We start from the raw sequence: 25,126 nt of genomic DNA, 5'->3' as shown, positions 1-25,126 counted from the left end.
GCGGCCGGGTGCGACACGCGCTGCTGCAAAAGCGGAGCTGAACCCCAGATCTAGTGGTTGGATTGAAACAGCCGCCCAGAAGTTGTGGTCCTTGGTCCCTCGCGTCCCGGGTCATCGCCTATGCTTGGGGCTGCTTCGAGGGGCTCGATCCGGCCCCGGCGAGGCTATTCAGTCGTACCGCGAAGGAGGCTCGGGAACCATGCACTGCCCCTTCTGCAGGCACCCTGACAGCCGCGTTGTCGACAGCCGCACCACGGACGACGGCACGTCGATCCGGCGGCGCCGGCAGTGTCCCGACTGCTCCCGCCGTTTCACGACGGTCGAGACGGCTTCGCTGATGGTGATCAAGCGGAGCGGGGTCACCGAACCGTTCAGCCGTACGAAGGTCATCTCGGGTGTGCGGAAGGCGTGCCAGGGGCGGCCGGTCACCGAGGACGCCCTCGCCAAACTCGGCCAGCAGGTCGAGGAGGCGCTGCGCGCCACCGGGGGCGCCGAGCTCACCACTCACGACGTCGGGCTGGCCATACTCGGCCCGTTGCAGGAACTCGACCTTGTCGCGTATCTGCGCTTCGCGTCCGTCTACCGGGCTTTCAACTCGCTCGAAGACTTCGAGGCCGCCATCGCGGAACTCCGCGACGCGCAGCCCCCCGCAGTGGGATGCGAGTGCGGAGGGGCCCCCGCGGTCCCCGTGCCCGCCACTGCCACCGACTGACCCTCCGGGGCCGGCGGACAGAGACCTGCCTGTGGTGCTTCCTGCGCCACAGGTGTCAGACAGACACAGTGCCATGGGAAGAACTGGGCACTTTTGGGCGTTTTAGCCCGCATATGGGAGGCGGCATGACAGAGACGGCGAGCGGCCCGGCACGAGGTTCCCGTACGAAGGGCACCAAGGCGGCTGCTAATCGGCAGGGGCTGCGCAGCGAGCGCATCCACACCACTCCCGGCGTGCATCCGTACGACGAGGTCGTCTGGGAGCGCCGCGATGTCGTCATGACCAACTGGCGCGACGGCTCGGTCAACTTCGAGCAGCGTGGCGTCGAGTTCCCCGACTTCTGGTCGGTGAACGCGGTCAACATCGTCACCAGCAAGTACTTCCGCGGCGCTGTCGGCGCGGACAACCGTGAGAACAGCCTCAAGCAGCTCATCGACCGTGTGGTGAAGACGTACCGCAAGGCCGGCGAGGAGAACGGTTACTTCGCCTCCCCGGCGGACGCCGAGCTCTTCGACCACGAGCTCACGTACGCGCTGCTCCACCAGGTCTTCAGCTTCAACTCGCCGGTCTGGTTCAACGTCGGCACGGCTCAGCCCCAGCAGGTCAGCGCCTGTTTCATCCTGTCGGTCGACGACTCCATGGAGTCCATCCTCGACTGGTACAAGGAAGAGGGGATGATCTTCAAGGGCGGCTCGGGCGCCGGCCTGAACCTCTCCCGTATCCGCTCCTCCAAGGAGCTGCTCTCCTCCGGCGGCAACGCGTCGGGTCCGGTCTCCTTCATGCGCGGGGCCGACGCCTCCGCGGGAACGATCAAGTCCGGCGGCGCCACCCGCCGCGCGGCCAAGATGGTCGTCCTCGACGTCGACCACCCGGACGTCGAAGCCTTCATCGAGACCAAGGTGAAGGAGGAGGAGAAGATCCGCGCCCTGCGTGACGCGGGCTTCGACATGGACCTGGGCGGCGACGACATCACGTCCGTCCAGTACCAGAACGCGAACAACTCGGTCCGGGTGAACGACGAGTTCATGCACGCGGTCGAGTCCGGATCCGCCTTCGGTCTGCGCTCGCGCATGACCGGCGAGGTCATCGAGAAGGTCGACGCCAAGGCGCTCTTCCGCAAGATGGCCGAGGCCGCGCACGTCTGTGCCGACCCCGGGATCCAGTACGACGACATCATCAACCGGTGGCACACCTCGCCCGAGACGGGTCGGATCACCGCGTCCAACCCGTGCAGCGAGTACATGCACCTGGATAACTCGTCGTGCAACCTCGCCTCCCTCAACCTCATGAAGTTCCTGCGCGACGACGACCAGGGCAACCAGTCGTTCGACGCCGAGCGCTTCGCCAAGGTCGTCGAGCTGGTCATCACCGCGATGGACATCTCGATCTGCTTCGCCGACTTCCCCACCGAGAAGATCGGCGAGACGACCCGCGCCTTCCGCCAGCTGGGCATCGGCTACGCCAACCTCGGCGCGCTCCTCATGGCGACCGGCCACGCGTACGACAGTGACGGCGGCCGCGCACTGGCCGGCTCCATCACCTCGCTGATGACCGGCACCTCGTACAAGCGGTCAGCGGAGCTCGCCGCGGTCGTCGGCCCGTACGACGGTTACGCCCGCAACGCGGACGCGCACAAGCGCGTCATGAAGCAGCACTCGGACGCCAACGCGTCGGCCAAGCGCACCGATGACCTGGACAGCCCGGTCTGGGCCGCCGCCACCGAGGCATGGCAGGACGTTCTGCGCCTCGGTGAGAAGAACGGTTTCCGCAATGCGCAGGCGTCGGTGCTGGCACCGACCGGCACCATCGGCCTGATGATGGACTGCGACACCACGGGCGTCGAGCCGGACCTGGCCCTGGTCAAGTTCAAGAAGCTCGTCGGCGGCGGCTCGATGCAGATCGTGAACAACACGGTCCCCAAGGCCCTCAAGCGCCTCGGCTACCAGCCGGAGCAGGTCGAGGCGATCGTCGCCCACATCGCCGACCACGGCAATGTCGTCGACGCGCCCGGCCTCAAGCCGGAGCACTACTCGGTCTTCGACTGCGCCATGGGCGAGCGTTCCATCGCCCCCATGGGCCACGTGCGGATGATGGCGGCCGCTCAGCCGTTCCTGTCCGGTGCCATCTCCAAGACGGTCAACATGCCGGCGTCCAGCACGGTCGAGGACGTCGAGGAGATCTACCTCCAGGGCTGGAAGCTCGGCACCAAGGCGCTCGCCGTCTACGTCGAGAACTCCAAGGTCGGACAGCCGCTCTCGGCCAAGTCCAAGTCCGCCGACGACGCCGAGAAGACCGAGCCGAAGACCGAGAAGGTCATCGAGTACCGCCCGGTCCGCAAGCGCCTTCCGAAGGGCCGTCCCGGCATCACCACCTCCTTCACGGTCGGTGGCGCCGAGGGGTACATGACCGCCAACTCCTACCCGGACGACGGCCTCGGTGAGGTCTTCCTCAAGATGTCCAAGCAGGGGTCGACCCTCGCGGGCATGATGGACGCCTTCTCGATCGCGGTCTCGGTCGGTATGCAGTACGGCGTCCCGCTGGAGACGTACGTCTCGAAGTTCACCAACATGCGCTTCGAGCCTGCCGGTATGACGGACGACCCCGATGTGCGGATGGCGCAGTCGATCGTCGACTACATCTTCCGCCGTCTGGCGCTCGACTTCCTGCCCTTCGAGACGCGTTCCGCGCTCGGTATCCACTCGGCGGCGGAGCGCCAGCGCCACCTGGACACCGGATCGTACGAGCCCGGCGAGGACGACGTGGATGTGGAGGGCCTGTCCCAGTCCGCACCGCGCCAGGCCGATGCGCCGAAGGCGGCTTCACCGCAGCCGGAGGCCGCTGCGGAGGTGCCCGCTCCCAAGCAGGCGCACAACTCGACGGAACTGATGGAGATCACGCTGGGCCTGAACGCCGATGCCCCGCTCTGCTTCTCCTGCGGTACGAAGATGCGCCGCGCGGGCAGCTGCTACCTCTGCGAGGGATGCGGTTCGACCAGCGGCTGCAGCTGACAGCGGGGAGGGCCGCGTCGGATCCAGGTCCGGCGTAGCCCGCGCGTACAGCTGAGCAGTGGCTCACCGAAGGGGACCGGCCCGCGGGCCGGTCCCCTTCGGCGTCCCCGCACACCCGGTGCCACGATGCCCGCCCGTACACGGCGCCGGAACGGCGGCCGCATCTTTGTGGCTTCTGCCAGTACGACGGTGTGCCGGAGGCGCGGAAGACTGCCCGCCAGAGGCCGCGGAGTGCCCCGGGAACGGGAACGGATGCGCGGCCGTGGCCAAAGGCATCGCGGCGCACAGGGGGCGGCAGGGTGGGCGTGCAGCAGTACGACGGGATCGGTGAGGCGTTCGAGGGCTTCAAGGCCCTGCCGCTGGAGCAGTACGTGGTGGTGCCCGGCTTCCTGGCCATGGTGGGGGACGTACGCGGCAAGTCGGTCCTCGACCTGGCATCCGGGACCGGCTTCTACAGCAGGGAGTTCAAACGCCGTGGCGCCGCGGACGTGCTCGGAGTCGACATTTCCGGCGTGATGATCGACGCGGCACAGCAGTCGGAGGACCGCCATCCGCTGGGTGTGCGCTACGAGGTGGGCGACGTGTCCGAACTCCGGCCCGTCGAGAAGCCTTTTGACGTCGCGGTGGCGGTCCAGCCGTTCGGTTACGCGCGGGACACCGCGACCGCCGAGCGGATGTGCCGCCATGTGCACCGGAGCCTGAGGCCCGGCGGCGAATTCTTCGTGCTCAACCAGTCGCCCGACTTCCGCTTCGACGGGCCGCCTCCGGACAAGTACGGCTTTCGCACCGAGCTGACCGGCGAGGAGGCCGGGACCGGGCCACAGGTCCGGATCACGGCGCTGCTCGACCCGCCGGTCTCCTTCGTCGCCAACCGCCCGCGCCGCGAGGTCTACGAGAACTCCCTGCGGGCGGCCGGATTCAGCGACGTGACCTGGGTTCCGCTGACGGTGTCCGATGCCGGTGTGCGTAAGTTCGGTACGGAATTCTGGGCGGACTTCCACGCCAACCCTCCGCTGGAGATGCTGCGCTGCCGCGCCTGATGGCCGGGCGGGCAGCTCGGGGTGCGCACCGCTCCGGGCGCGGAAGAGAGTGAACAGACCGTTGTGGCCGCCGAGATGACCGGTTTCCTTGGCTATATGACCGGTATTGAAAGCGCCCCGGATGTTTACGGCAGCTGATCGGGGCGTGGTCCACAGGACCATGACCGGCGTCACTCTCCTGGCCGTACGATGGCGCGGTGCTGGTCAAGTGGATTCGCTGCACGGTGACAGACCCCAGAGGGTTCGAACAGGGGCAGCGAAGGTGGGCGGGGCTGCTGGGTGAGCCGGGATTCCGGGGACAGGGGGGCGGTTGGAGCCGCAGTCGGCAGAATGTGGCGAATGTCTTCGCCTTCTGGGAGAGCCGGCCGTTCTACGACTCGTTCATGGCCCGCGCGCACGACCGGCTCGCCGCGGCTCAGGCCGGCACGTTCAAGGACATGCAGGCCAAGCTCTTCGAGTACCGCTTCGATGTGAGAACGGGGTTCGAACCCCGCTTCGCCGACGCGGATGTGGTCAGGGTCGCGCACTGCCGGGTGCACGCCGAGCGGGCCGAGCACTTCGCGCTGATGCAGGAGAAGGTCTGGAACCCGGCGATGGCGGGCTCGCCCGGGATGCTGCGCGGGATGTTCGGGGAGGCGCCGGGCGACGAGTTCCTCGTGCTCTCGATGTGGCAGTCCGCGGCCGAGCGCGGCAAATACCGGCCTGAGCGCATCGAGCGGCTGTCGCTGCGGGCCCGGACCGACGCGGATGTGGCAGCGCTGACGGGCGACGTCGTCCAGCTGGAACCGTCCTGGACGGTATAGCCGTGGAGGGGGCATCGGGGCACCCGGCACCGATCCGATCTAGGGTCTTGGCATGGCACGACCACAACGCATCGTTCTTGTCCGGCACGGGGAGTCGGAGGGAAACGCCGATGACACGGTGTACGAGCGCGAACCCGACCACGCCCTGAAGCTCACCCCGAGCGGCAGGAGCCAGGCGGAGGAGACCGGGGCGCGGCTGCGGGAGCTGTTCGGCCGCGAACCCGTGAGCGCCTATGTCTCGCCCTACCGCCGTACCCACGAGACCTTCCGCGCCTTCGGCCTCGATCCTGACCTGGTACGGGTCAGGGAGGAGCCCCGGCTGCGCGAGCAGGACTGGGGGAACTGGCAGGACCGCGACGACGTGCGGCTGCAGAAGGCGTACCGCGACGCCTACGGTCACTTCTTCTACCGCTTCGCACAGGGGGAGTCCGGGGCCGATGTCTACGACCGCGTCGGGTCGTTCCTGGAGAGCCTCCACCGGAGCTTCGAGGCGCCCGACCATCCGCCGAACGTCCTGCTGGTCACTCACGGGCTGACGATGAGGCTCTTCTGCATGCGCTGGTTCCACTGGTCGGTCGCCGAGTTCGAGGCGCTGTCCAACCCGGGGAACGGGGAGTCCAGGACGCTGGTGCTGGGGGAGGACGGCAAGTACACGCTGGACCGGCCTTTCGACCACTGGCGCGTTCCGGAGCCGTACGGCGTCACCGGTTAGAGTGGAGGTGAGATGACCGCTGACTCCGCTTTTCACCCCGTTTCCGGGTCTCTTGCCGACGCTTTCGGACGGGCTCGGGCCAGCCTGCGCGGCCTCTCCGTCGGAGATGCCCTGGGATCCCGGTTCTTCGCGCCCGACAACTATCCGCTGCTGGCCCGCCGTGAGCTGCCCGTGGGCCCCTGGCGGTGGACCGACGACACCGAGATGGCCTGTTCCGTACTGGCGGTTCTGGTCGTGGAAGGCCGGATCGACCAGGACACGCTCGCCGCTTCCTTCGCCGCGCACCACGACGTCGACCGGGACTACGGTCCTGCGGTCAACCGGATGCTGCGGCTGGTCGGAGAAGGGGGTGACTGGCGGGAACTGGCCAGTGCCGTCTTCAACGGCCAGGGCTCGTGGGGGAACGGCGCCGCGATGCGGATCGCGCCCCTCGGAGCCTGGTACGCACACGATCCGGAGCAGGCCACCCACCAGGCCGAGATCTCCGCGTACACGACACATCAGCACCGGGAAGCGGTGGTGGGAAGCATGGCGGTCGCCGCGGCCGCCGCCCTGGTGGCCGACCCGGCGGGGCCTCCGTCGGCTGCCGACCTGCTGGACGGCGTGATCGCGCTCGTCCCGCGCAGTGCCGTGGGGGCCGGGCTGCGCCGGGCCAAGGACATGCTGGACTACGACGACGCGGGTACGGTCGCCGCGGTGCTGGGGTGCGGCCGGCGGACCACCGCGCATGACACGGTGCCGTTCGCACTGTGGTCGGCCGCGCGGGGCCTGGGCGATTTCGAGCGGACTTTCTGGACGACGGCCCAGGTGGGCGGCGACATCGACACGACCTGTGCGATCGCGGGCGGGGTCGTGGCCGCGGGAGTGGGCGGTGTGCCGCCCGAGGGGTGGCTGGAGCGGACCGAGGAACTCCCCGCGTGGGCGCCGTCGCGCCTGCCGTGAGGTCGCCTGCCGTGACGTGACGGAGTGTGCGCCACCGGCTGAGTCGCGGGGCCGCGATGCGTCCTTCTCCGCGGCTAGGTTTGCGCAGTGTGCCGTGCTTCCCGAATGCGATGGTCCTGCTGTTGGAACGGGTGCAGTAGGGGCATGAACTCATGGCCGACCGTCCCGTCGTGCGTCCGGTCTGCTCCTCAAAGAGGTTGTGCGACCCTGGAGTCAAGCGTAGTGGTGTTCGCGCCGACGTGGGCGTGCGCTCCGGTACGCGAGAGATTTCCGAGTCGACGGCGCATCGGTGAAGGTGCGCGTATGCAAATCCGTGGACGTCGGCACTGCCCGGATCGCCGACGCCGTGAGGGCGGCGCTGCCGCGTCGCCGAGGCCACTGAATCCGAGGGCGGTACCGGGGTGTCGCAGGAGGTGTCCGGCGGCGTACCCTGACTGGCGCCATGCCGTACGAACCACCCACGCACACCGTCGAGCGCTCACTGCGCGCCACGACGGGTGCCAAGACCGTCGCCGGCGTCGACGAGGTCGGACGCGGGGCCTGGGCCGGCCCTGTCACCGTCTGCGCCGCAGTCACCGGACTGCGGCGACCGCCGCCCGGACTCACCGACTCCAAGCTGATCACCCCCAAGCGCCGCACGGAGCTGGCCGGGGTGCTGGAGTCCTGGGTCACCGCCTTCGCACTCGGGCATGCCTCTCCGCAGGAGATCGATGACCTGGGGATGACGGCGGCGCTGCGGCTCGCCGCCGTACGGGCGCTCGATGTGCTTCCCGTCCGCCCCGACGCGGTGATCCTCGACGGCAAGCACGACTACCTCGGCGTTCCCTGGAAGGTCCGTACGGTGATCAAGGGCGACCAGTCCTGCGTCGCCGTCGCTGCCGCTTCGGTGATCGCCAAGGTGCGCAGGGACGCGATGATGGCCGAGCTCGCCCTGGCGGAGTCCGATGTGTGCGAGGGGTTCGCCTTCGAGAACAACGCGGGCTATCCCTCACCTGTGCACAAAGCCACGCTGGCGGAGCGGGGGCCCACACCGCACCACCGGCTCTCCTGGTCCTATCTCGACGGGCTGCCCCAGTGGCGGCACTTGAAGAAGATCCGTCCACTCGCGGAGGCCGTCGCGCTGGAAACCGGGGGCCAACTCGGCTTCGACTTCTGAACTTTCAGTGCATCGGCGGAGGAAACCCCGTCCGAATCGCACTGACGTGCCCACCCGGTGGTGCCTCGTGCACCGCCGTTTGATAGACATCCATTCATGCCTCTCATCCCCGAGGAGTCTCAGATTCACGAGAGTGCCCAGGGTCCCCGCGTTGCTCCGGCCGCCGGCCGTACTGCGTCGACCCCTCGTCCCGTACCCGGACCGCGTCCCGCGGCCGTACCACGCCCCGCTCGTCCGGGGCCCCGTCCTGCTGCCAGGCCCGCGCCCGCCGCGCCTCCCGCGCAGCGGACATCCTCTTCCCAGCGTTCGGACAACCGGCCGGGCAACCGTCCGGATGCCCGGCCAGAGACCCCCGCGGGAGACTCTTCCGCGCCGCAGATCCAGCTGATCCCCGCCTCGGCGGAGGGTGCGCTGGACGCGGCGGAGGAAGCGGTCGACCTGCTGCTCGACACCGGTCGCGCACCGGGCGATGTCCTGGTGTTCACCACCGGCGAGCAGCACCCGTGGGCGGCGCACGAGCTGTCCTTCGGCGAAGCGGCCTACTGGGCGCAGCACGATGCCCGCGAGGACGTTTTCTACGCGGGCGCCGACGCGGTGAGCAGGGCCAAGGCCCGGCCTGTCGTGGTGGTGGCGCTCAACGGCGGAACCGATGAGTCCGTGGCCCAGGTGCTGCCTGCGGCCAGGGAGTTCGCCGGAGCCCTGCTGATCGTCTGCGGTGACCCGCAGCGCGTCAACGCCGTGCTCGGCGCGGGCGTCTGAACCGTACGTCCCGTCCGCCCGGCCTTCTCCCTTGAGGAGCAGGCCGGGCGGTGGCATGTCCGGGTATCTCCAGCGGCAGTCGTAGCTGAGCGCGTCGGATTCCGCTGCGGTGGTTGTCGGCTGCCTTTCTGGCCGCGGATTCAGCGGGCCGCGGCTGCCCTTCAGGCTGTGCGTTCAGCGGGCCGCGACCCGGCGGAGCGCGGCGGGCGCACCCGAACGGAGCGGTGCCGGGGGCGAGTCGGCGGTGCTGCGGCCGATGTCGGCCGGACGGGACAGCAGGTTGGGCCGCCGCCCGCCGCGTCCTTCGCCGAGTACCTGCCAACCGCCACGGGTGAGTGTGATGTACGCCCCGCAGCGCAGCCCGTGCAGCGTGCAGGCATCACGCAGCCCCCACATCCACGCGCCGTCCTCCTCGGTCCACCGCTCGTCCCCCTCGCGGCAGTAGAGCAGTACGGCGGTGCGGACCGGCGTACGGCGGCGCAGGTCATGGGGGACGATGCGGCGCAGATGGTCGAGGAGCGCGTTGCGGAGGTCCCAGCCGTCCGCCGGCTGGGAACCGCGGGTGAACGAGGCGCTGGCGACGAGCCGTTCCTCGTGGTTGAGGACGGCAACGACGGCGGTCGAAGCGGTGGGACGGTGCCTGGAGTGCAGGCCGACCACGACATCGCGCGGGCTGCGGAGCAGGGGGATGCCCGCGGCAGCCCACTCGGCAGGTTCGAGCAGGCGCCCGATTCTGTTGCCCGAGTCGGCGGACTTGAAGGTGGAAGAGGCTGTCAGTGCGGCGGACGGAGCGAATCCGAAGGTCACGGTCCTCCCTTCGCATACGCGCCCATGGAGCGGGCAGGGCGGGTGAGGCGCACCGGGGCACAACCCATCCGGACCTCGGGCGGGCCGTGCGGGGGAGCAGTCCCAATTCTTCCTGCCGGACGGGCGGGCGGCAACGAGCAATTCATGCGACGGACGAGAATCTTCGGGTATGACCCGCATATCCCTGCCCAGCGGCGTCGCGGGCGACTCTTCTCGTCCCGCCTGTCGTCCTGCCTGAACGGCGCGGAGCAGCGGTTCCGGGCGGATACGAGGTCCTGACCTGGGGTGACGCGCTGACCGGTGCCGGCCGCGGTCGGTCGCGTCGCGGCCCCGGGGGGACCGGCAGGCCCTGAGCGAGTCCTTCGCCGCGGTGGATGGATTGGCCGATTGTCAGTGGCATCGGGTTGCATGGGGGACATGGACCATCTGGAGCTCCGCACCGAAGCCGACACCATCCTCGCTGAGCTCGTCGGTGACCCGGGGGGCTCGGCGAGGCTGCGGGAGGACCAGTGGCAGGCGGTGGCGGCCCTGGTGGAGGAGCGCCGGCGTGCGCTGGTGGTGCAGCGCACCGGCTGGGGCAAGTCGGCGGTGTACTTCGTCGCCACCGCCCTGCTGCGCCGGCGCGGCGCCGGCCCGACAGTGATCATCTCGCCGCTGCTGGCGCTGATGCGGAACCAGGTCGAGTCGGCGGCGCGGGCCGGGATCCAGGCACGCACCATCAACTCCGCCAACCCGGAGGAATGGGAAACGATCTACGGAGAGGTCGAGCGAGGCGAAACCGACGTCCTCCTGGTCAGTCCGGAACGGCTGAACTCCGTGGACTTCCGCGATCAAGTGCTGCCCAGGCTGGCGGCCACGACCGGTCTGCTGGTCGTGGACGAGGCGCACTGCATCTCCGACTGGGGCCACGACTTCCGTCCCGACTACCGCAGACTGCGGGCGATGCTGGCCGAGCTGCCCGCCGGGGTCCCGGTGCTGGCCACGACAGCGACCGCCAACGCGCGGGTGACGGCGGACGTGGCGGAGCAGCTGGGCACCGGCACGGGCGAGGCGCTGGTCCTGCGCGGTCAGCTGGACCGGGAGAGCCTGCGGCTCGGTGTGGTCCAGCTGCCGGACGCCGCGCACCGTCTGGCATGGCTCGCCGAACACCTGGATGACCTTCAGGGTTCCGGAATCGTCTACACCCTCACCGTCGCCGCGGCCGAGGAGGCCACCGCGTTCCTGCGCCAGCGAGGCTTCAAGGTGGCCTCGTACACCGGGAAGACGGAGAACGCCGACCGGCTGCAGGCCGAGGTCGACCTCAAGGAGAACCGGGTCAAGGCCCTGGTCGCGACATCGGCGCTCGGCATGGGGTACGACAAGCCCGACCTGGGGTTCGTGGTGCATCTGGGGTCACCGTCGTCGCCGATCGCCTACTACCAGCAGGTGGGGCGTGCGGGGCGTGGTGTGGCGCACGCCGATGTGCTGCTGTTGCCGGGCAGGGAGGACGAGGCCATCTGGCGTTACTTCGCTGATACGGCCTTCCCGCCCGAGACCCAGGTGCGACAGACCCTCGCGGCGCTCACCGAAGCGGGCCGGCCGCTGTCCGTGCCGGCTCTGGAGGCGGCTGTGGACCTCCGGCGCAGCCGGCTGGAGTCGATGCTGAAGGTGCTGGATGTCGACGGCGCGGTCAAGCGGGTGAAGGGCGGCTGGACGGCCACCGGAGCCGAGTGGGTGTACGAGGCGGACCGCTATGCGTGGGTCGCCAAGCAACGGGCCGCCGAGCAGCAGGCCATGAGGGACTACGCGAGCACGTCCCAGTGCCGGATGGAGTTCCTGCGCCGGCAACTGGACGACGAGGGGGCGGCCCCGTGCGGTCGTTGTGACAACTGCGCGGGAGCCTGGGCCGATTCCGCTGTCTCGGCGGAGGTGCTGACGGGGGCGGCGAAGGAACTGGACCGTCCCGGGGTCGAAGTCGAGCCGCGCAGGATGTGGCCGACCGGGATGCCGGCGCTGGGCATCGACCTCAAGGGGCGTATCCCGGCCAAGGAACAGTGCGCCACGGGGCGAGCGCTGGGGCGGCTCTCCGACATCGGCTGGGGCAACAGGCTGCGCCCGCTGCTGGCGGAGAACGCACCTGACGGGCCGGTTCCCGACGATGTCCTGCGGGCAGCGGTGGCGGTCCTCGCTGACTGGGCGCGCTCCCCGGGCGGCTGGGCGTCGAACACCCCGGACGCCGCTGCCCGGCCGGTGGGTGTCGTCGCTGTCCCGTCCCTGTCCCGGCCGCAGCTGGTCGGTTCCCTCGCTCAGGGGATTGCGGCCGTGGGCCGCCTTCCCTTCCTCGGCACCCTGACGTACACGGAGCCGGACGGTGCGCACGCGGCGCGCCGCAGCAACTCCGCCCAACGGCTGAGGGCGCTGTCCGGCGCCTTCACCGTCCCGGAGGGTGTGGCCGGTTCCGCCGGTCCCGTCCTCCTCGTGGACGACTACACCGACTCGGGCTGGACCCTCGCCGTCGCTGCCCGGCTTCTCCGCCAGGCCGGAAGCGAACAGGTCCTCCCGTTGGTCCTCGCTGCGGCGGGCTGACACGGGGGCCGGCCCCGGCCTGGCTGCTGCCGAACCGCACTGGCAGAGTGCGTGCCGCGGGCCCGCTCCGGGTGCCCGCTCGCGGGTGCTCGCAGCACCGAAAAGGCCCCCGCTCGTCCACCGTGGGGGTGGGGACGGCGCAGGGGCCTTCGGGTACCGCACGCGGTGGGCGCGGTGTACGCGTTGAACAACTCGCCGCCGGGGCGCTCTCCGCTCGGCGTGCGACTTCGGTGAGCGAATCAGTGGCGAGTCAATGGCGAATCAGTGGGCGAAGCCCCAGTCGAGCATCTTGGTGGCGTCGTCGAACCGTGCCTTGTCAGTGGTGTCCCCGAGGACCACACCGACCAGAGTGCGGTTGTCACGCTTGGCGGCGAAGACGACGCAGTAGCCGTCCTCCGGGCCGCTGCCCGTCTTGACGCCCAGGGCACCGTCGTAGCTGCCCAGCAGCTCGTTGGTGGTGTTCCAGGTGTAGTACCGGGTGTGGCCGTTGGCCGCCGGGGCCTCGGTCTTGTACTGCTTGTCCTTCACGATGTCGGCGAACACCGGCTGCAGCATCGCGCGCTGGCCGAGCTTGGCCAGGTCACGGGCGGTGCTGTGATTGTTGCCGTGCGAGATGCCGTCGAAGGTGTCGAAGTGCGTGCCGGTCAGGCCCAGCTGCTGCGCTTCCACGTTCATCTGGTTCACGAAGTCGGCGATCCGCGCGTCCTGGGTGTCGCCGGAGCCGAAGTTGTCGGCCAGCGCCATCGCGGCGTCGTCGCCGGACGGGATCAGCATGGCGTGCAGCATCTGCTCGACCGTCAGGGTGTCGCCGGTCTGCAGGTCGGCGGTGCTGCCGCCGGCCTTCTGCACGTAGTCCCGGTAGTCCTGCTTCACCACGACCGGCCGGTTCAGCCACTCCGGGTGCTTGAGCACCACCAGGGCGGTCATGATCTTGGTGGTGCTCGCCATCGGGACGCTCTCGTCGGCCTTGGCCCCGGCCCACATCTCCCGCTCCTGGCTGCCGTCGCGGGCGTCCAGCAGATAGGCGTGATCGGCGCTGATGCTGGGGCCGGCCTGGTCCTTGGGGCCCTGCGTGCCGGCGGCCTTGGCCTTGACGGAGTGCTGTGCCGTCTGGGCAGGCTGGGACTGCTGCGCGGCCTGCTTCTGGCCGGCCGGAGCGGTGGCCTCGCTGCCCCCCTGGCCGTTGTCGTCGGCGGAGTGCGTGGCACCGGGGGTGGCTGCCTCGGCGAGGCCACCGGCGGTGATCGGCAGGGCGACTCCGACGAGGGCGGCCGTCGCGATCCGGACCCCGGTGCGGTGTATCCGGTTGGGGCGGGCGTGGGAACCCATGAACGTCCCTTCTCCCGGCGCGGGTACGCCGGCAGGTAGTAGAAACTCGGTTTATACCGAACCTACTTGCGCGATGACAGTGACTGTCAAGCTGGCTATGTCATAGCCACGTAACGAGGTCCACTGCTGTGGAGATGTTGTGGAAGTGCCTGGTGGGGCCAGTGACTCCACTCGCGCTTGGTGGCCGCGCGACTCCCCTGGGGCATCGGCGCACACCCGGCTGGGCGTGCTCCCGGGCTGTCCGTCAACTCGCGGATGAACGAACAGCCTTGCGACTCGTTCTGCGACTCGTTCTGTGGTGCGGCCGGTGTGTGGTGGCGGGTGACGGGGGTGTCGCGCGGAGTGGGCCCATGCCGTCGGGTGTGAGCGGTGTGAGTTGGCATGGCGTCATGTAACCCGAGCGAACCGACAACGAGCGAACGGGTCGGCCAGCCTGTGGATAACAGTTATCCACAGGGGTCGCGGAGCCGTTCGGATCGCGGGATCTTCGAGCCATGAACACGCACGACGAATCCAACGGCCCTTCGCCCGTCCAGGAACAGGTCACACTGCGCGGCCCTGCCGAACTCGCGGACGCACTGCCCTATCTGCTGGGATTCCACCCGACCGACTCGGTCGTGATGGTCGCGCTGCACGGACCACGCGGCCGTTTCGGCGGACGGCTCAGGCTCGGGATCCCCCGCTCGCCGCAGGAGTGGCAGCCGGTCGCCGACCAGCTCGCGGACGGGCTGGTCACAGGCAGCGAGAAGCGGGGCAGGCGGCCGGAGGGCATCATCGTCTTCCTGTGCCAGGACCCGGGCCAGGGGGAGACCCCGGCGGACGTCATGGAGCGGCTGCGCCCGTTCGCCCAGCATCTGCGTACGGCGTGCGGAGCCCGGGACGTGCCCGTTCCCGAAGCCCTCTGTATCTCCGACGGCAGATTCTTCTCGTACTGCTGCCCGGACGCCCGGTGCTGCCCGCCGGACGGCAACCCCCTGGCTCTGCCCGGTACTTCGGTGATGGCTGCGGCCGCGGCATACGCCGGGATCCAGGTGCGAGGATCCCTCCAGGAGATGGAAGCCAGGCTGGCCCCACGGCAGCCACCTCGCGCGGCCACGCAGGAACGCGCACTGGACGAGGCGGCAGGCGCTCTGGTGCCGAAAATCCTGGCCGGCACCGATCGTGAACAGGTCGGACAGGAGACCCTGGACGCGGCCCGGCGGCTCGTCCGCCGCATCGGACGGACCCCACAGGCTCCGGGCTGGGCCGAGGCGGATGCGGCGGACGACGAACTCGTCACGGACGAAGAGGCGGCTCTGGTTCTCCTCGGGCTCCAGGACCGCACGACCCGTGACCGTGCGGCCGAGTGGATGGAAGGACCTTCCACGGGGCCGGTCTTGCGTCTCTGGCGTGCCCTGGCGCGCCGTTGTGTCGGCCCGTACGCCGAATATGCCGCGGCGCCCCTGACCCTTGCTGGTTGGGTGGCCTGGTCGACGGGGGACGAACCGGGCGCCCGGGTGGCCCTCGGGCGCGCCCTCGCCCTCGACCCCGACTACGTCTTTGCCCGGCTGCTCCACCAGGCGTGCAACGAAGGTCTCGATCCCGAGGCGCTACGGCACTGCCTGCGCCGGGAGCGGAGCAACCGGTTGACGGCGGGAAAACCATCCGCGCAGAGGGACCGTCCTGCCTCTCCCGGGCCGCCGGGCGCCCGCCAGGACCCTCCTGCCGGGACCGCCCGGCCGGGGACACCGGCAGGGCGTGGCCGTCCACGCCGCCGCAGCGGTCAGCGCGGGACGAGAACCGGACGATGAGAGCGGGACACAGGTACGGGCGTGACCCCGTCGTGTCCGGCGCCGTTCATCCGGGTGGCGGTGTGCGGCGGTCCGCGCCGGGAGCTCCGCCGCAACCGGCCGTAGCGCTCAGGAGGCGGAAGATGGCTCTCAGCGTCCCTTCAGGAACCCGTGGGACGGCCGGGGGCCGTGCCACGGTGCCCACTCCCGGACAAGTATCCGCCGCCCCGCACCGGCGGGGAGAACTGCCCTCGGTGCACAATGCGTTGATCTGTGTGGGCCTTCCAGGGCTCGCGATTTCCCCCGCACACGGGCAGCTCACCGGTCAGGGCTTCGACGGCTTCTATCAGTCGGGGCGACGGCTCGTCTCCCGCTGTCAGGTGAGGGTGGCCGGGCGTGAACCGGTCGCGGTCCAGGGCAGGTTGATCGGAGCCGACCGGGCCAGGTTCACGGCTGTGGTGCGGCTGCCCGGCGCGGTGGGGCCCGATCCCGAGCTGTTCGTTGAGCGTCTGCGCTCGGCGGACGGCACCGAGCGGATCACTCTGCGCAGTGCCTCGGACCGGACGCTGCGGGTTCCGGTGGAGATCGCTCTCGGCACGGACCTGGCGTTCCTGGGAGCGGTCGCGGCGGGCTCTCCGGGGACGGAACTGCCCGCCGGCGTCCATGGAGCCGGTCTTCGCTGGACGGGAGACGGCAGCCACGCCGTTGTCACGGCAAGCCCGCCACCGGACGATGCCCTGGCCGCCACAGGGCTGCTCGGCTGGCAGCTCGAACTGCCTCCGGGAGGTTCCAGGGACATCGAGCTCCGAATCCGTACCGATGCGCCGTCCCGCCCGGCGGGCCCTCTGCTCGGAAGCGTGCTGTCCCCGGCGCACGCAGACGGGGACGACTCCCGGGTGGAGACGCTGATGCGTACCAGCCTGGAGGATCTGCGCGCGATGCTGGTCCGCGCACCGGGGCACCCGACCGACATCTACCCGGCGGCGGGAGTGCCCTGGCGGTGCGGGTTCGCGCCCGCGGAGATCCTCTGGACCGCCCGGATGGCGCTGCCGCTCGGCACCCGTCTCGCTGCGGCCGCGCTGCGCCAACTGGCACGTTCCCAGCTCGGGGGGACCGGCTCCGGCGCGGGACGTATCCCCGGGCCTCTCCGGGACGCGGGCCCCCATCTGCCGCCCAGCTGCACCGGAGTGGAGGCGACACTGCTCTTTCCTGTGCTGCTGGCGGAGGCCAGGCGCTGGGGGCTGCCCGAGCGGGAGGTGGCGGAGCTGCTCCCTGCGGCGGAGCGCTGTCTTGCGTGGCTCCGCTCGGCGGCCGACGAGGACGGGCTGCTCGGTGAGGCCGGAGCGGGGGGCCTGCAACGCGCGGAGATCCAGGCGCATGCCCACCGAGCCGCGGCTCTGGCGGCCGAACTGCTCGACGAGTGCGGCCGTCCGGGCGCGGACCGGTGGCGTGAGTGGGCGGGCCGGCTGCGGAGCGGATTCCGGCAGACGTTCTGGATCGAGGACCGCGCAGGGGGAAGACCCGCGGCCGCACGTACCCCCGATGGCCGGACGGTCCCCCAGCTGGGTGCCGGAGCAGCCCATCTTCTGGACACCGGGCTGCTGGGAGGTGGCAGATTCGCGGAGGGGCTGCTGGACAAGGTGCAGACCGAGCAGGTCGCCAGGCTGCTGGGCGGCCCGGCGATGGATTCGGGCTGGGGACTCCGCAGCCTCGGAGCCAGGGAGCAGGGACACAATCCCTTCGGGCACCGGGGTGGCGCGGTGCGCGTGCATGAGACGGCCCTCGCGGTGGCGGGGCTGGCGGCAGCGGGATTCGAGAAGGAGGCGTGCTCGCTGCTCGGCGGAGTGCTCGCCGCGTCCGACGCCTTCGGCCACCGGCTTCCCGAGATGTACGCCGGAGTGCAGAGAACCGAGGACAGCGTCCCCCTCCCGCATCCGGCGGCCTGTCGCCCGGCAGCGGTGTCCGCGGCCGCCGGGGTGCATCTGCTGATGAGTCTCGCGGGTGTCCGTCCCGATGTTCCGGCGGGCACGGTCGCACTCCGGCCGATGAGCAGCGCCCCGCTCGGCGCGATCCAGCTGACGGGCCTGGCGGTCGCGGGGGAGCCCTTCTCGGTTCGCGTCAGCAGGCTGGGCCTCGGGATGGTCGAGGAGGCCGCAGCCGGACTCCAACTGGGGATGTGAGCGGGCGTGAGGAGCGCCGGAGTACGGGTGAATTGGAGAACACTGTGGATGCCGAAGGGCGTGTTTATCGTCAGAGAGACGACTATGATCATGTCATGCCCCCCTACGACCCGTCGGCCTTTCCGCCCTTCGCTGTCACCGTCGATCTGGTCGTGCTCACAGTGCGCAGTCATGCGCTGTGCGCACTGGCTGTACGCCGTGGAGAGGCGCCCTTTCAGGGCCGGTGGGCGCTGCCCGGCGGCTTCGTCAAAACCGACGAGGACCTCGGCGCGGCCGCCGCGCGCGAGCTCGCGGAGGAGACGGGGCTGTGTGCCCTCGACCCCTCGGCCCCGGTCCCGGCTCCCGGCTACGGCGCACATCTCGAACAGCTGGGCACCTACGGAGATCCGAAGCGTGACCCTCGCATGAGAGTTGTCAGCGTGGCCCACCTGGCACTCGCGCCCGATCTGCCCGCGCCCCGGGCCGGTGGGGACGCCCACAGCGCCCGGTGGGCCCCCGTCGATGTCCTGCTCGGCCAGGACGGCGCAGCCGTCAGGGCAGGCGAGCCGCCCGAGCCACTCGCCTTCGACCATGCGCGGATCCTCGCGGACGGTGTGGAAAGGGCCCGCTCGAAGATCGAGTACTCCTCGCTGGCCACTGCCTTCTGTCCCCAGGAGTTCACGGTCGGGGAGCTGCGCCGGGTGTACGAGGCGGTGTGGGGCGTGGTCCTGGATCCCCGTAATTTCCACCGCAAAGTCACCGGGACGCCGGGCTTCCTGGTTCCCTCGGGCGGTACCACGACCCGCCAGGGCGGTCGGCCCGCACAACTGTTCAGAGCGGGAGGAGCGACGCTGCTCAACCCCCCGATGCTTCGGCCGGAGGTCTGAGAATCTCTGCCACGCTGCACTAAAAGTCTGAAATGTCGCGTTATCTTGCTCCGGTAGCCGCCCATGCCGCCCGGCGGCCCTGCTACCCGCGAGAGAAGCGATGCTCCAGGCCATCGGACTCACCAGCCACCCCCGCCGGGATCTGCCGCCCGCGGTGGACGATCTGACCTTCGACGCCGCCCCGGGCCAGATCACCGCACTGCTCGGCCCTCCGGATGCCGGCAAGACCACCGCTCTGCGATTGATGCTCGAACTCGACCAGGGGCGTGGCATCACCTACTTCCGGGGTCTTCCGCTGCACCGGATCGCCCGCCCGGCCGCCGAAGTGGGCACCCTGCTCGGCGATGTGCCCGGGAATCCCGCGCGTACCGTACGCGGACAGCTGCGCATGCTCTGCGCCGCGACCGGAGTGCCGGCATCGCGCGCCGACGAACTCCTCGAAGCCGTGGATCTCGTCAGCCTCGCGGACGAGCGGCTCGGCATGCTCTCCCGTGCCATGGACCGCAGGCTCGGCCTCGCCGTTGCCCTGCTCGCCGATCCGCAGACGCTGGTCCTGGACGAACCCGCCGAAGGGCTCTCGGCGCGGGACAGCGGCTGGCTCTTCGGGCTGTTGCGCGACCACGCGGCCCAGGGCGGCACGGTCCTGTACACCACGAGCGACCCCAAAGCGGCGGCCCGTACCGCCGATCACGTCGTCACCATCGAAGCCGGACGGCTCGTGGCGGACCAGGAAGGAGCCGAGTTCGCCCGTACCCGGCTCCGGCCACGGGTCGCCGTGCGCACGCCCCACACCGCGCGCCTCGCCGGTCTGCTCGGCCGTGAGGCCCGTGAGGGGCACCGCTCCGTAGAAGTCGTCACCGAGGGCGGCAGCAGGCTCTCCGTCTACGGCAGTAGTTGCGCGGAGATCGGCGAGGCGGCGTTCCGGCACGGGGTGCTGATCCATCAGCTTGCCGATGAGACAGGCGACATGGGGCCGGGGGTCGAGACCGTCGCGCCGGCCTCCGGTGTGTCCGGCTCCGAACCTGTCGAGTCGGAACCCGACGGACGCCGGCCCCTCCATCCAGAAGCCCTCGGCCCGGACGGCTCCTTCGGCGACACGTCTGATCCCGGCCCCTTCGACTCCGAGGTTCCGGCCGCCGACGCCCCCGTACTCGCGGCCCGGTCCGTACTCCCGGAGTTCGATTCGCTGATCGAGGTGCGATCCGAACTCTCCGAGCAGCAGCCGGTGATCACTCCGATCCCGCTCAGGGGCCCTGTCAGGCCGCTGCGTTATGAGCTGCGGCGGCTGTTCGGCGTCCGGACGGCGCTTCTCGTCGTGAGCGTCGTCCTCGCCGTTTCCGTGGCCCTGTCCGTGCTGCTCGCCAGGACCGGAGGGACGCCGCTCTCTCATCTCCTGATGGCATGGCCAGGTCCGCTTCCGCTGCCGCCCGCGGCTTTCGCGGCCGGACTCCTCGGCGCTCTGGCGTTCGGCGACGAGTTCCGGTACCCGGCGCTCGCCGTCGGCCGCGGCGGTGCCCCGAGGAGATTCGGTCTGCTGGTCGCCAAGCTCGCCGTGTCGGGCGGGACGGCTCTCCTGCTGGCCCTGCTCACGGCTGCCGCGGACGGGGGGACGCTCCGCCTTGTGTACGGCGGAGACTTGGCGGGAATCCCGGCCAACTGGCTGTCCCTGGCCGTTGGTTGGGTGGGCCTCACGGTCGGCTGCGCCTGGGCCGGACTGCTGGGCGCGGGGGTGTTCAAGAGTACGACCGCAGGGCTGGCCGCCGTCCTGTCGGTCCCTGTCGCCGTCGTACCGCTGGTGAGGGCGGTGCTGGCGGCGCCGGCCGCCCGTTCGGTCGCCGGGCTCCCCGCCAGGCTCCGAGAGGTCGCCGGGGTCTGGCCCGGCAAGGCCGACCGCTGGCTCGTCGGGGTGCTCAGGCTCCTGTCGCAGCCCGTCGGCGCGGCCCTCGTGCTCTCGCTCGCGGCCCTGCTGTGCGCGTTTCTGTTCACGGGCCTTCGGGGCAGGGCTCGTTGGTGACCGTCCTGGCCCGCTTCTCGGCGCCTTGCAAGCAACTCACAGGGGAATGCCCGGGTTCTTTCCGATAAGGCGTCAATTGCAGGGAGGTCGATGATCACCCTTTCGTGTGCTTTTCACCAAAGACCTCAAGGGGGGCTCGGGGCGCGCCGACAAAGGATGCGTGACTACCCTTGCGCATTCCATGATGACCACCGCCCGCTCTGCCGAGTCCGGCCTCGCAGGCTCGGGCGAACTCGACCGCTATCCGTACGCAGAAGCGCCCGGCGCCGCCCGTGCCGGAGCTCCTTCCTGGGGCGGCGGCGATACCGAGATGGGCAGGGCGGGCCGGCGGACCACGGGCAGTCGTGGCCGCGGTCTGCACGGCCAGCTGGTTCAGCAGCTCGGCCAGATGATTGTCTCCGGCGACCTCGGTGCCGACCGTCCGCTGGTTCCCGAGGAGATCGGCCAGCGTTTCGAGGTGTCCCGCACGGTGGTGCGCGAGTCGCTGCGTGTTCTTGAGGCCAAGGGCCTGGTCAGCGCTCGCCCCAATGTGGGTACCCGGGTCCGCCCGGTCAGCGACTGGAATCTGCTGGACCCGGACATCATCGAATGGCGGGCGTTCGGGCCGCAGCGTGACGACCAGCGACGCGAGCTGAGTGAGCTGCGCTGGACGATCGAGCCGCTGGCCGCACGCCTGGCCGCCGGTCATGGACGTGAGGACATGCAGCAGCGCCTCGCGGACATGGTCGAGATCATGAGCCACGCTCTGGCCCAGGGCGACGCGGTCACCTTTTCCCGTGCGGATGCCGAGTTCCACGCCCTGCTGATCCAGCTCGCGGGCAACCGGATGCTGGAGCACCTCTCGGGCATCGTCGCGGGTGCCCTCCAGGTTTCGGGAGGCCCCGTCACGGGGTGTGACCGCCCCACGGAGATCTCTCTCGTTCACCACGCGCGGATCGCTGACGCGCTCGCCGCGAACGACCCGCAGGCCGCAGAGGCGGCCATGCGTCAACTGCTGACCGTCCACCCGGAGGTGGAGCGCGTCGTTCCCGCGCCGCGCGTGCACTGATCGCGGGGTGCGGCCGGTGTGTGCGCCCGAACCCGGTGCCGCCGGATCTTCGGTGCCGCCGGATCTTCGGGGGGTCCGGCGGCATAATTGTGGGTATGCGTCCCCTGGGGAGCCGTATGTCGCAAATGGAGTGTGACTCGGGCCACGTGGATTGGGCGTAACACTCTTTGAGGCAGCGCGATGACCTAAGAGGTGGTAGCCGAAGAGGGAATGCAGGCGTCGTTGGCGGCGCTGTACAGCTCCGAAGCTCAGCCCGCGCCGTCGGTCATCCCCAGCCGGCGGTCGTCGGTTCCAGGCCCGTCAAGGGCGGAGCCGGAAGCCGTTTCCATCGTTTCGAGAGGTTGTTCGTGTCGGCCAGCACATCCCGTACTCTCCCGCCGGAGATCGCCGAGTCCGAGTCTGTCATGGCGCTCATCGAGCGGGGAAAGGCTGATGGGCAGATCGCCGGCGACGATGTACGCCGGGCCTTCGAGGCTGACCAGATTCCGGCCACCCAGTGGAAGAACGTTCTGCGCAGCCTCAACCAGATCCTCGAGGAAGAGGGTGTGACTCTGATGGTCAGTGCCGCGGAGTCGCCGAAGCGTCCCCGCAAGAGCGTCGCAGCGAAGAGCCCGGTGAAGCGCACCGCCACCAGGACTGTCGCGGTCAAGACGACCGCGGCGAGGGCTGTGGCGGCCACTTCCGCTCCTTCTGCCGACAGTGTGGACGCTGTGGCTGACGATGCCGAGCCCGCGAAGAAGGCTGCTGCCAAGAAGACGGCCGCCAAGAAGACCGCCGCGAAGAAGACGGCGGTCAAGAAGACGGCGGCCAAGAAGACCGCCTCCAAGAAGGACGCCGACGAGCTCCAGGACGGAGACGAGGCGGCCGAGGAGACTCCGGTCGCCAAGGCCGGCGAGGAGGAGGAAGAGGGTGGCGAGGCCAAGGGCTTCGTCCTCTCCGACGATGACGAGGACGACGCGCCCGCTCAGCAGGTCGCCGTCGCCGGTGCCACCGCGGACCCCGTCAAGGACTATCTGAAGCAGATCGGCAAGGTCCCGCTCCTCAACGCGGAGCAGGAGGTGGAGCTCGCCAAGCGTATCGAGGCCGGCCTCTTCGCCGAGGACAAGCTCGCCAACGCCGACAAGCTCGCGCCGAAGCTCAAGCGTGAGCTGGAGATCATCGCGGAGGACGGCCGCCGGGCCAAGAACCACCTGCTCGAGGCCAACCTCCGTCTGGTCGTCTCGCTCGCCAAGCGCTACACCGGCCGCGGAATGCTCTTCCTGGACCTGATCCAGGAGGGCAACCTCGGTCTGATCCGCGCGGTCGAGAAGTTCGACTACACCAAGGGCTACAAGTTCTCCACGTATGCCACCTGGTGGATCCGGCAGGCGATCACCCGCGCCATGGCCGACCAGGCCCGCACCATCCGTATCCCGGTGCACATGGTCGAGGTCATCAACAAGCTCGCGCGCGTCCAGCGCCAGATGCTCCAGGACCTGGGCCGTGAGCCCACCCCGGAGGAGCTGGCCAAGGAGCTCGACATGACCCCTGAGAAGGTCATCGAGGTCCAGAAGTACGGCCGTGAGCCGATCTCCCTGCACACCCCGCTGGGTGAGGACGGTGACAGCGAGTTCGGTGACCTCATCGAGGACTCCGAAGCGGTCGTCCCGGCCGACGCGGTCAGCTTCACGCTCCTCCAGGAGCAGCTGCACTCGGTCCTGGACACGCTGTCCGAGCGTGAGGCGGGCGTGGTCTCCATGCGCTTCGGTCTCACCGACGGCCAGCCGAAGACGCTGGACGAGATCGGCAAGGTCTACGGCGTGACGCGTGAGCGTATTCGTCAGATCGAGTCGAAGACGATGTCGAAGCTGCGCCACCCGTCGCGGTCGCAGGTGCTGCGCGACTACCTCGACTAGTCCGCCGGTCGGCCCGGTCCGCCGGTCCTTCGCAGGATGTGACGAAGCGGGCCCGTGTCTCTCCGCAGGGAGAGGTGCGGGCCCGCTTCGCGTTTCCTGAGTGGGTGTACGCGCCACGAGACTGATGCACTCTGAGTGAGACAAGTTCACTGGAGAGTCAGGAAGTCGTATGCGTCGTCCTATCGTCCGAGCACTGACAGGCGTGCTGGCGCTGGCCGCGACAGCACTGCCGCTGGGTGCGTCCATCCCCGCGTCCGCCGCCCAGAAGGCGGTGATCGGCGGCCAGGGGGTGTCGGTGACCGACACCCCCTGGGTGGTCGCGGTATCCAGCCGTGAGCGCTTCGGAGGGGGCCGGGCGGGACAGTTCTGCGGGGGAGTGGTGGTGTCATCGCGCGAGGTCGTGACGGCGGCCCACTGCCTGAGCCGGGAAGTGCTCGGGGCCCCACTGGGCCAAGTGCATGACCTGTCGGTCGTCGCGGGCCGCAGTGACCTGCGTACGTCGGCCGGGCGTGAGATCCGAGTGCAGTCCACCTGGACCGACCCGCGGTACGACCGTGTCAGCAACGCGGCGGATCTCGCGGTGCTGACGCTGTCACGTGCGCTGCCCCGTTCGTACGCGATCAGAATCGCCGATCCGCACGATCCGGCCGAGGGGCCAGGCACGGACGCGACCGTCTACGGCTGGGGCGACACGGCCGGCACGGGGGACTATCCCTCGGGGCTGCACGCCACCCGTGTCTCGGTACTGCCGGACGCGCGATGTGCGTCTGCTTATCCCGGGTCGTCGAGCGGCACTTTCGAGGCGGCGACCATGCTGTGCGCAGGTGAGCCTCAGGGGGGTCACGACGCGTGCCAGGGTGACAGCGGAGGGCCACTGGTCGCCAGGGGGCGGCTCATCGGGCTGGTCTCGTGGGGTGCGGGGTGTGGCCGGGCGAAAAGCCCGGGCGTCTACACGCGGATGTCCGCCATGGCGCAGGCTGTGGCGTCGCACAGCTGACGGAGGGGATCCGGTGGGTGGTCGGCCGCGCTGGGCCGGACCGCGCCGAGACGGGGTCCTCGGGGGCCGGACACGCCCTGACAGGCGTGCTGGGGCCCAGAGGGCTCCGGCTGCCTTACGGACACGCCAGAAGGCCGGTCGGGGCTCTCCTGGGGTCAGGGTATGAGAACGGGCGGCCTCTCCTGTGGGTGCAGGCGGGGCCGCCCGTCGACCGGGCTGATACCGGTCCTTGGCTCGTCGTGGGTGCGAGGTGTCAGCGGTCCTCTTCTTCGGAATGGTTCGGGACGGCCGTCAGGCGATCCGTCTCATCCTGGATGTCCGCGGCGATCTTCTTGAGTTCTGGCTCGAACTTGCGACCATGGTGGGCGCAGAAGAGCAGTTCGCCACCGCTGGTGAGGACAACGCGCAGGTATGCCTGGGCGCCGCATCGGTCGCAGCGGTCAGCGGCCGTCAGCGGGCTCGCGGGGGTCAGAACAGTAGTCACGTCGCCTCTTCTCTAGCTCGACGAGCTGTCGTACCAGGGT

The 25,126-nt window shown here is 69.9% G+C and carries 19 protein-coding genes; 16 read left to right on the top strand and 3 right to left on the bottom strand.

Annotated elements, in window-relative coordinates; all coding sequences use genetic code 11:
• Window positions 1-199 precede the first annotated feature (199 nt).
• From nrdR to OG510_RS08840, 8 genes are all read left to right on the top strand, one after another.
• The gene (gene nrdR / locus OG510_RS08875) at window positions 200-712 is read left to right on the top strand and encodes a transcriptional regulator NrdR (protein ID WP_164259063.1); all 513 of its coding nucleotides are present in this window, start codon (window positions 200-202) and stop codon (window positions 710-712) included.
• Window positions 713-837: 125 nt separating this feature from the next.
• Window positions 838-3,720, top strand: a complete 2,883-nt coding sequence (locus OG510_RS08870; protein WP_406136228.1) for a vitamin B12-dependent ribonucleotide reductase — start codon at window positions 838-840, stop codon at window positions 3,718-3,720.
• A gap of 299 nt (window positions 3,721-4,019) precedes the next feature.
• Window positions 4,020-4,760 (top strand): class I SAM-dependent methyltransferase, encoded by a 741-nt coding sequence (locus tag OG510_RS08865; RefSeq protein ID WP_406136227.1) that lies wholly within the window; start codon window positions 4,020-4,022, stop codon window positions 4,758-4,760.
• Between the two features lie 197 nt (window positions 4,761-4,957).
• Window positions 4,958-5,563, top strand: coding sequence for a YdbC family protein (locus tag OG510_RS08860; RefSeq protein ID WP_406136226.1), 606 nt, complete (start codon window positions 4,958-4,960; stop codon window positions 5,561-5,563).
• Between the two features lie 52 nt (window positions 5,564-5,615).
• The gene (locus tag OG510_RS08855) at window positions 5,616-6,275 is read left to right on the top strand and encodes a histidine phosphatase family protein (RefSeq protein WP_406136225.1); all 660 of its coding nucleotides are present in this window, start codon (window positions 5,616-5,618) and stop codon (window positions 6,273-6,275) included.
• 12 nt (window positions 6,276-6,287) lie between these two features.
• Window positions 6,288-7,217, top strand: a complete 930-nt coding sequence (locus tag OG510_RS08850; RefSeq protein ID WP_406136224.1) for an ADP-ribosylglycohydrolase family protein — start codon at window positions 6,288-6,290, stop codon at window positions 7,215-7,217.
• A gap of 442 nt (window positions 7,218-7,659) precedes the next feature.
• Window positions 7,660-8,373 (top strand): ribonuclease HII, encoded by a 714-nt coding sequence (locus tag OG510_RS08845; protein WP_406136223.1) that lies wholly within the window; start codon window positions 7,660-7,662, stop codon window positions 8,371-8,373.
• 96 nt (window positions 8,374-8,469) lie between these two features.
• Entirely contained in the window at window positions 8,470-9,132 is a 663-nt protein-coding gene (locus OG510_RS08840; protein WP_406136222.1) for a hypothetical protein, read from the top strand.
• A gap of 174 nt (window positions 9,133-9,306) precedes the next feature.
• On the opposite strand, the gene OG510_RS08835 is transcribed toward OG510_RS08840, so the two are convergent.
• Window positions 9,307-9,939, bottom strand: coding sequence for a hypothetical protein (locus OG510_RS08835; RefSeq protein ID WP_406136221.1), 633 nt, complete (start codon window positions 9,937-9,939; stop codon window positions 9,307-9,309).
• A gap of 417 nt (window positions 9,940-10,356) precedes the next feature.
• Between OG510_RS08835 and OG510_RS08830 the strand changes: the two genes are divergently transcribed.
• Window positions 10,357-12,504 (top strand): RecQ family ATP-dependent DNA helicase, encoded by a 2,148-nt coding sequence (locus OG510_RS08830; protein WP_406136220.1) that lies wholly within the window; start codon window positions 10,357-10,359, stop codon window positions 12,502-12,504.
• Between the two features lie 261 nt (window positions 12,505-12,765).
• Here the strand turns inward: OG510_RS08830 and OG510_RS08825 are convergent, their stop codons facing one another.
• Window positions 12,766-13,833 carry a D-alanyl-D-alanine carboxypeptidase family protein gene (locus tag OG510_RS08825; RefSeq protein WP_406136219.1) on the bottom strand — a complete coding sequence of 356 codons (1,068 nt, stop codon included), beginning with the start codon at window positions 13,831-13,833 and terminating at the stop codon, window positions 12,766-12,768.
• 494 nt (window positions 13,834-14,327) lie between these two features.
• On the opposite strand from OG510_RS08825, the gene OG510_RS08820 reads away from it, so the two are divergent.
• From OG510_RS08820 to OG510_RS08790, 7 genes are all read left to right on the top strand, one after another.
• Entirely contained in the window at window positions 14,328-15,623 is a 1,296-nt protein-coding gene (locus tag OG510_RS08820) for a DUF4192 domain-containing protein (protein ID WP_406136218.1), read from the top strand.
• 224 nt (window positions 15,624-15,847) lie between these two features.
• Window positions 15,848-17,782, top strand: coding sequence for a glycogen debranching N-terminal domain-containing protein (locus tag OG510_RS08815; RefSeq protein WP_406142338.1), 1,935 nt, complete (start codon window positions 15,848-15,850; stop codon window positions 17,780-17,782).
• 95 nt (window positions 17,783-17,877) lie between these two features.
• Window positions 17,878-18,648 (top strand): NUDIX hydrolase, encoded by a 771-nt coding sequence (locus OG510_RS08810; protein ID WP_406136217.1) that lies wholly within the window; start codon window positions 17,878-17,880, stop codon window positions 18,646-18,648.
• A gap of 100 nt (window positions 18,649-18,748) precedes the next feature.
• Window positions 18,749-20,662, top strand: a complete 1,914-nt coding sequence (locus OG510_RS08805) for an ATP-binding cassette domain-containing protein (protein ID WP_406136216.1) — start codon at window positions 18,749-18,751, stop codon at window positions 20,660-20,662.
• 106 nt (window positions 20,663-20,768) lie between these two features.
• The gene (locus tag OG510_RS08800) at window positions 20,769-21,710 is read left to right on the top strand and encodes a FadR/GntR family transcriptional regulator (protein WP_406136215.1); all 942 of its coding nucleotides are present in this window, start codon (window positions 20,769-20,771) and stop codon (window positions 21,708-21,710) included.
• 347 nt (window positions 21,711-22,057) lie between these two features.
• Entirely contained in the window at window positions 22,058-23,605 is a 1,548-nt protein-coding gene (locus tag OG510_RS08795; RefSeq protein ID WP_164259090.1) for an RNA polymerase sigma factor, read from the top strand.
• A gap of 169 nt (window positions 23,606-23,774) precedes the next feature.
• Window positions 23,775-24,602 carry a S1 family peptidase gene (locus tag OG510_RS08790; protein WP_406136214.1) on the top strand — a complete coding sequence of 276 codons (828 nt, stop codon included), beginning with the start codon at window positions 23,775-23,777 and terminating at the stop codon, window positions 24,600-24,602.
• A gap of 253 nt (window positions 24,603-24,855) precedes the next feature.
• On the opposite strand, the gene OG510_RS08785 is transcribed toward OG510_RS08790, so the two are convergent.
• Window positions 24,856-25,086, bottom strand: a complete 231-nt coding sequence (locus OG510_RS08785; protein WP_164259094.1) for a hypothetical protein — start codon at window positions 25,084-25,086, stop codon at window positions 24,856-24,858.
• Between the last annotated feature and the right edge of the window lie 40 nt (window positions 25,087-25,126).

It is taken from the genome of Streptomyces sp. NBC_01089 (assembly GCF_045162975.1).
In the GTDB taxonomy this organism is placed as follows: Bacteria; Actinomycetota; Actinomycetes; order Streptomycetales; family Streptomycetaceae; genus Streptomyces.
This window is presented reverse-complemented; position numbering and strand designations above follow the sequence as displayed.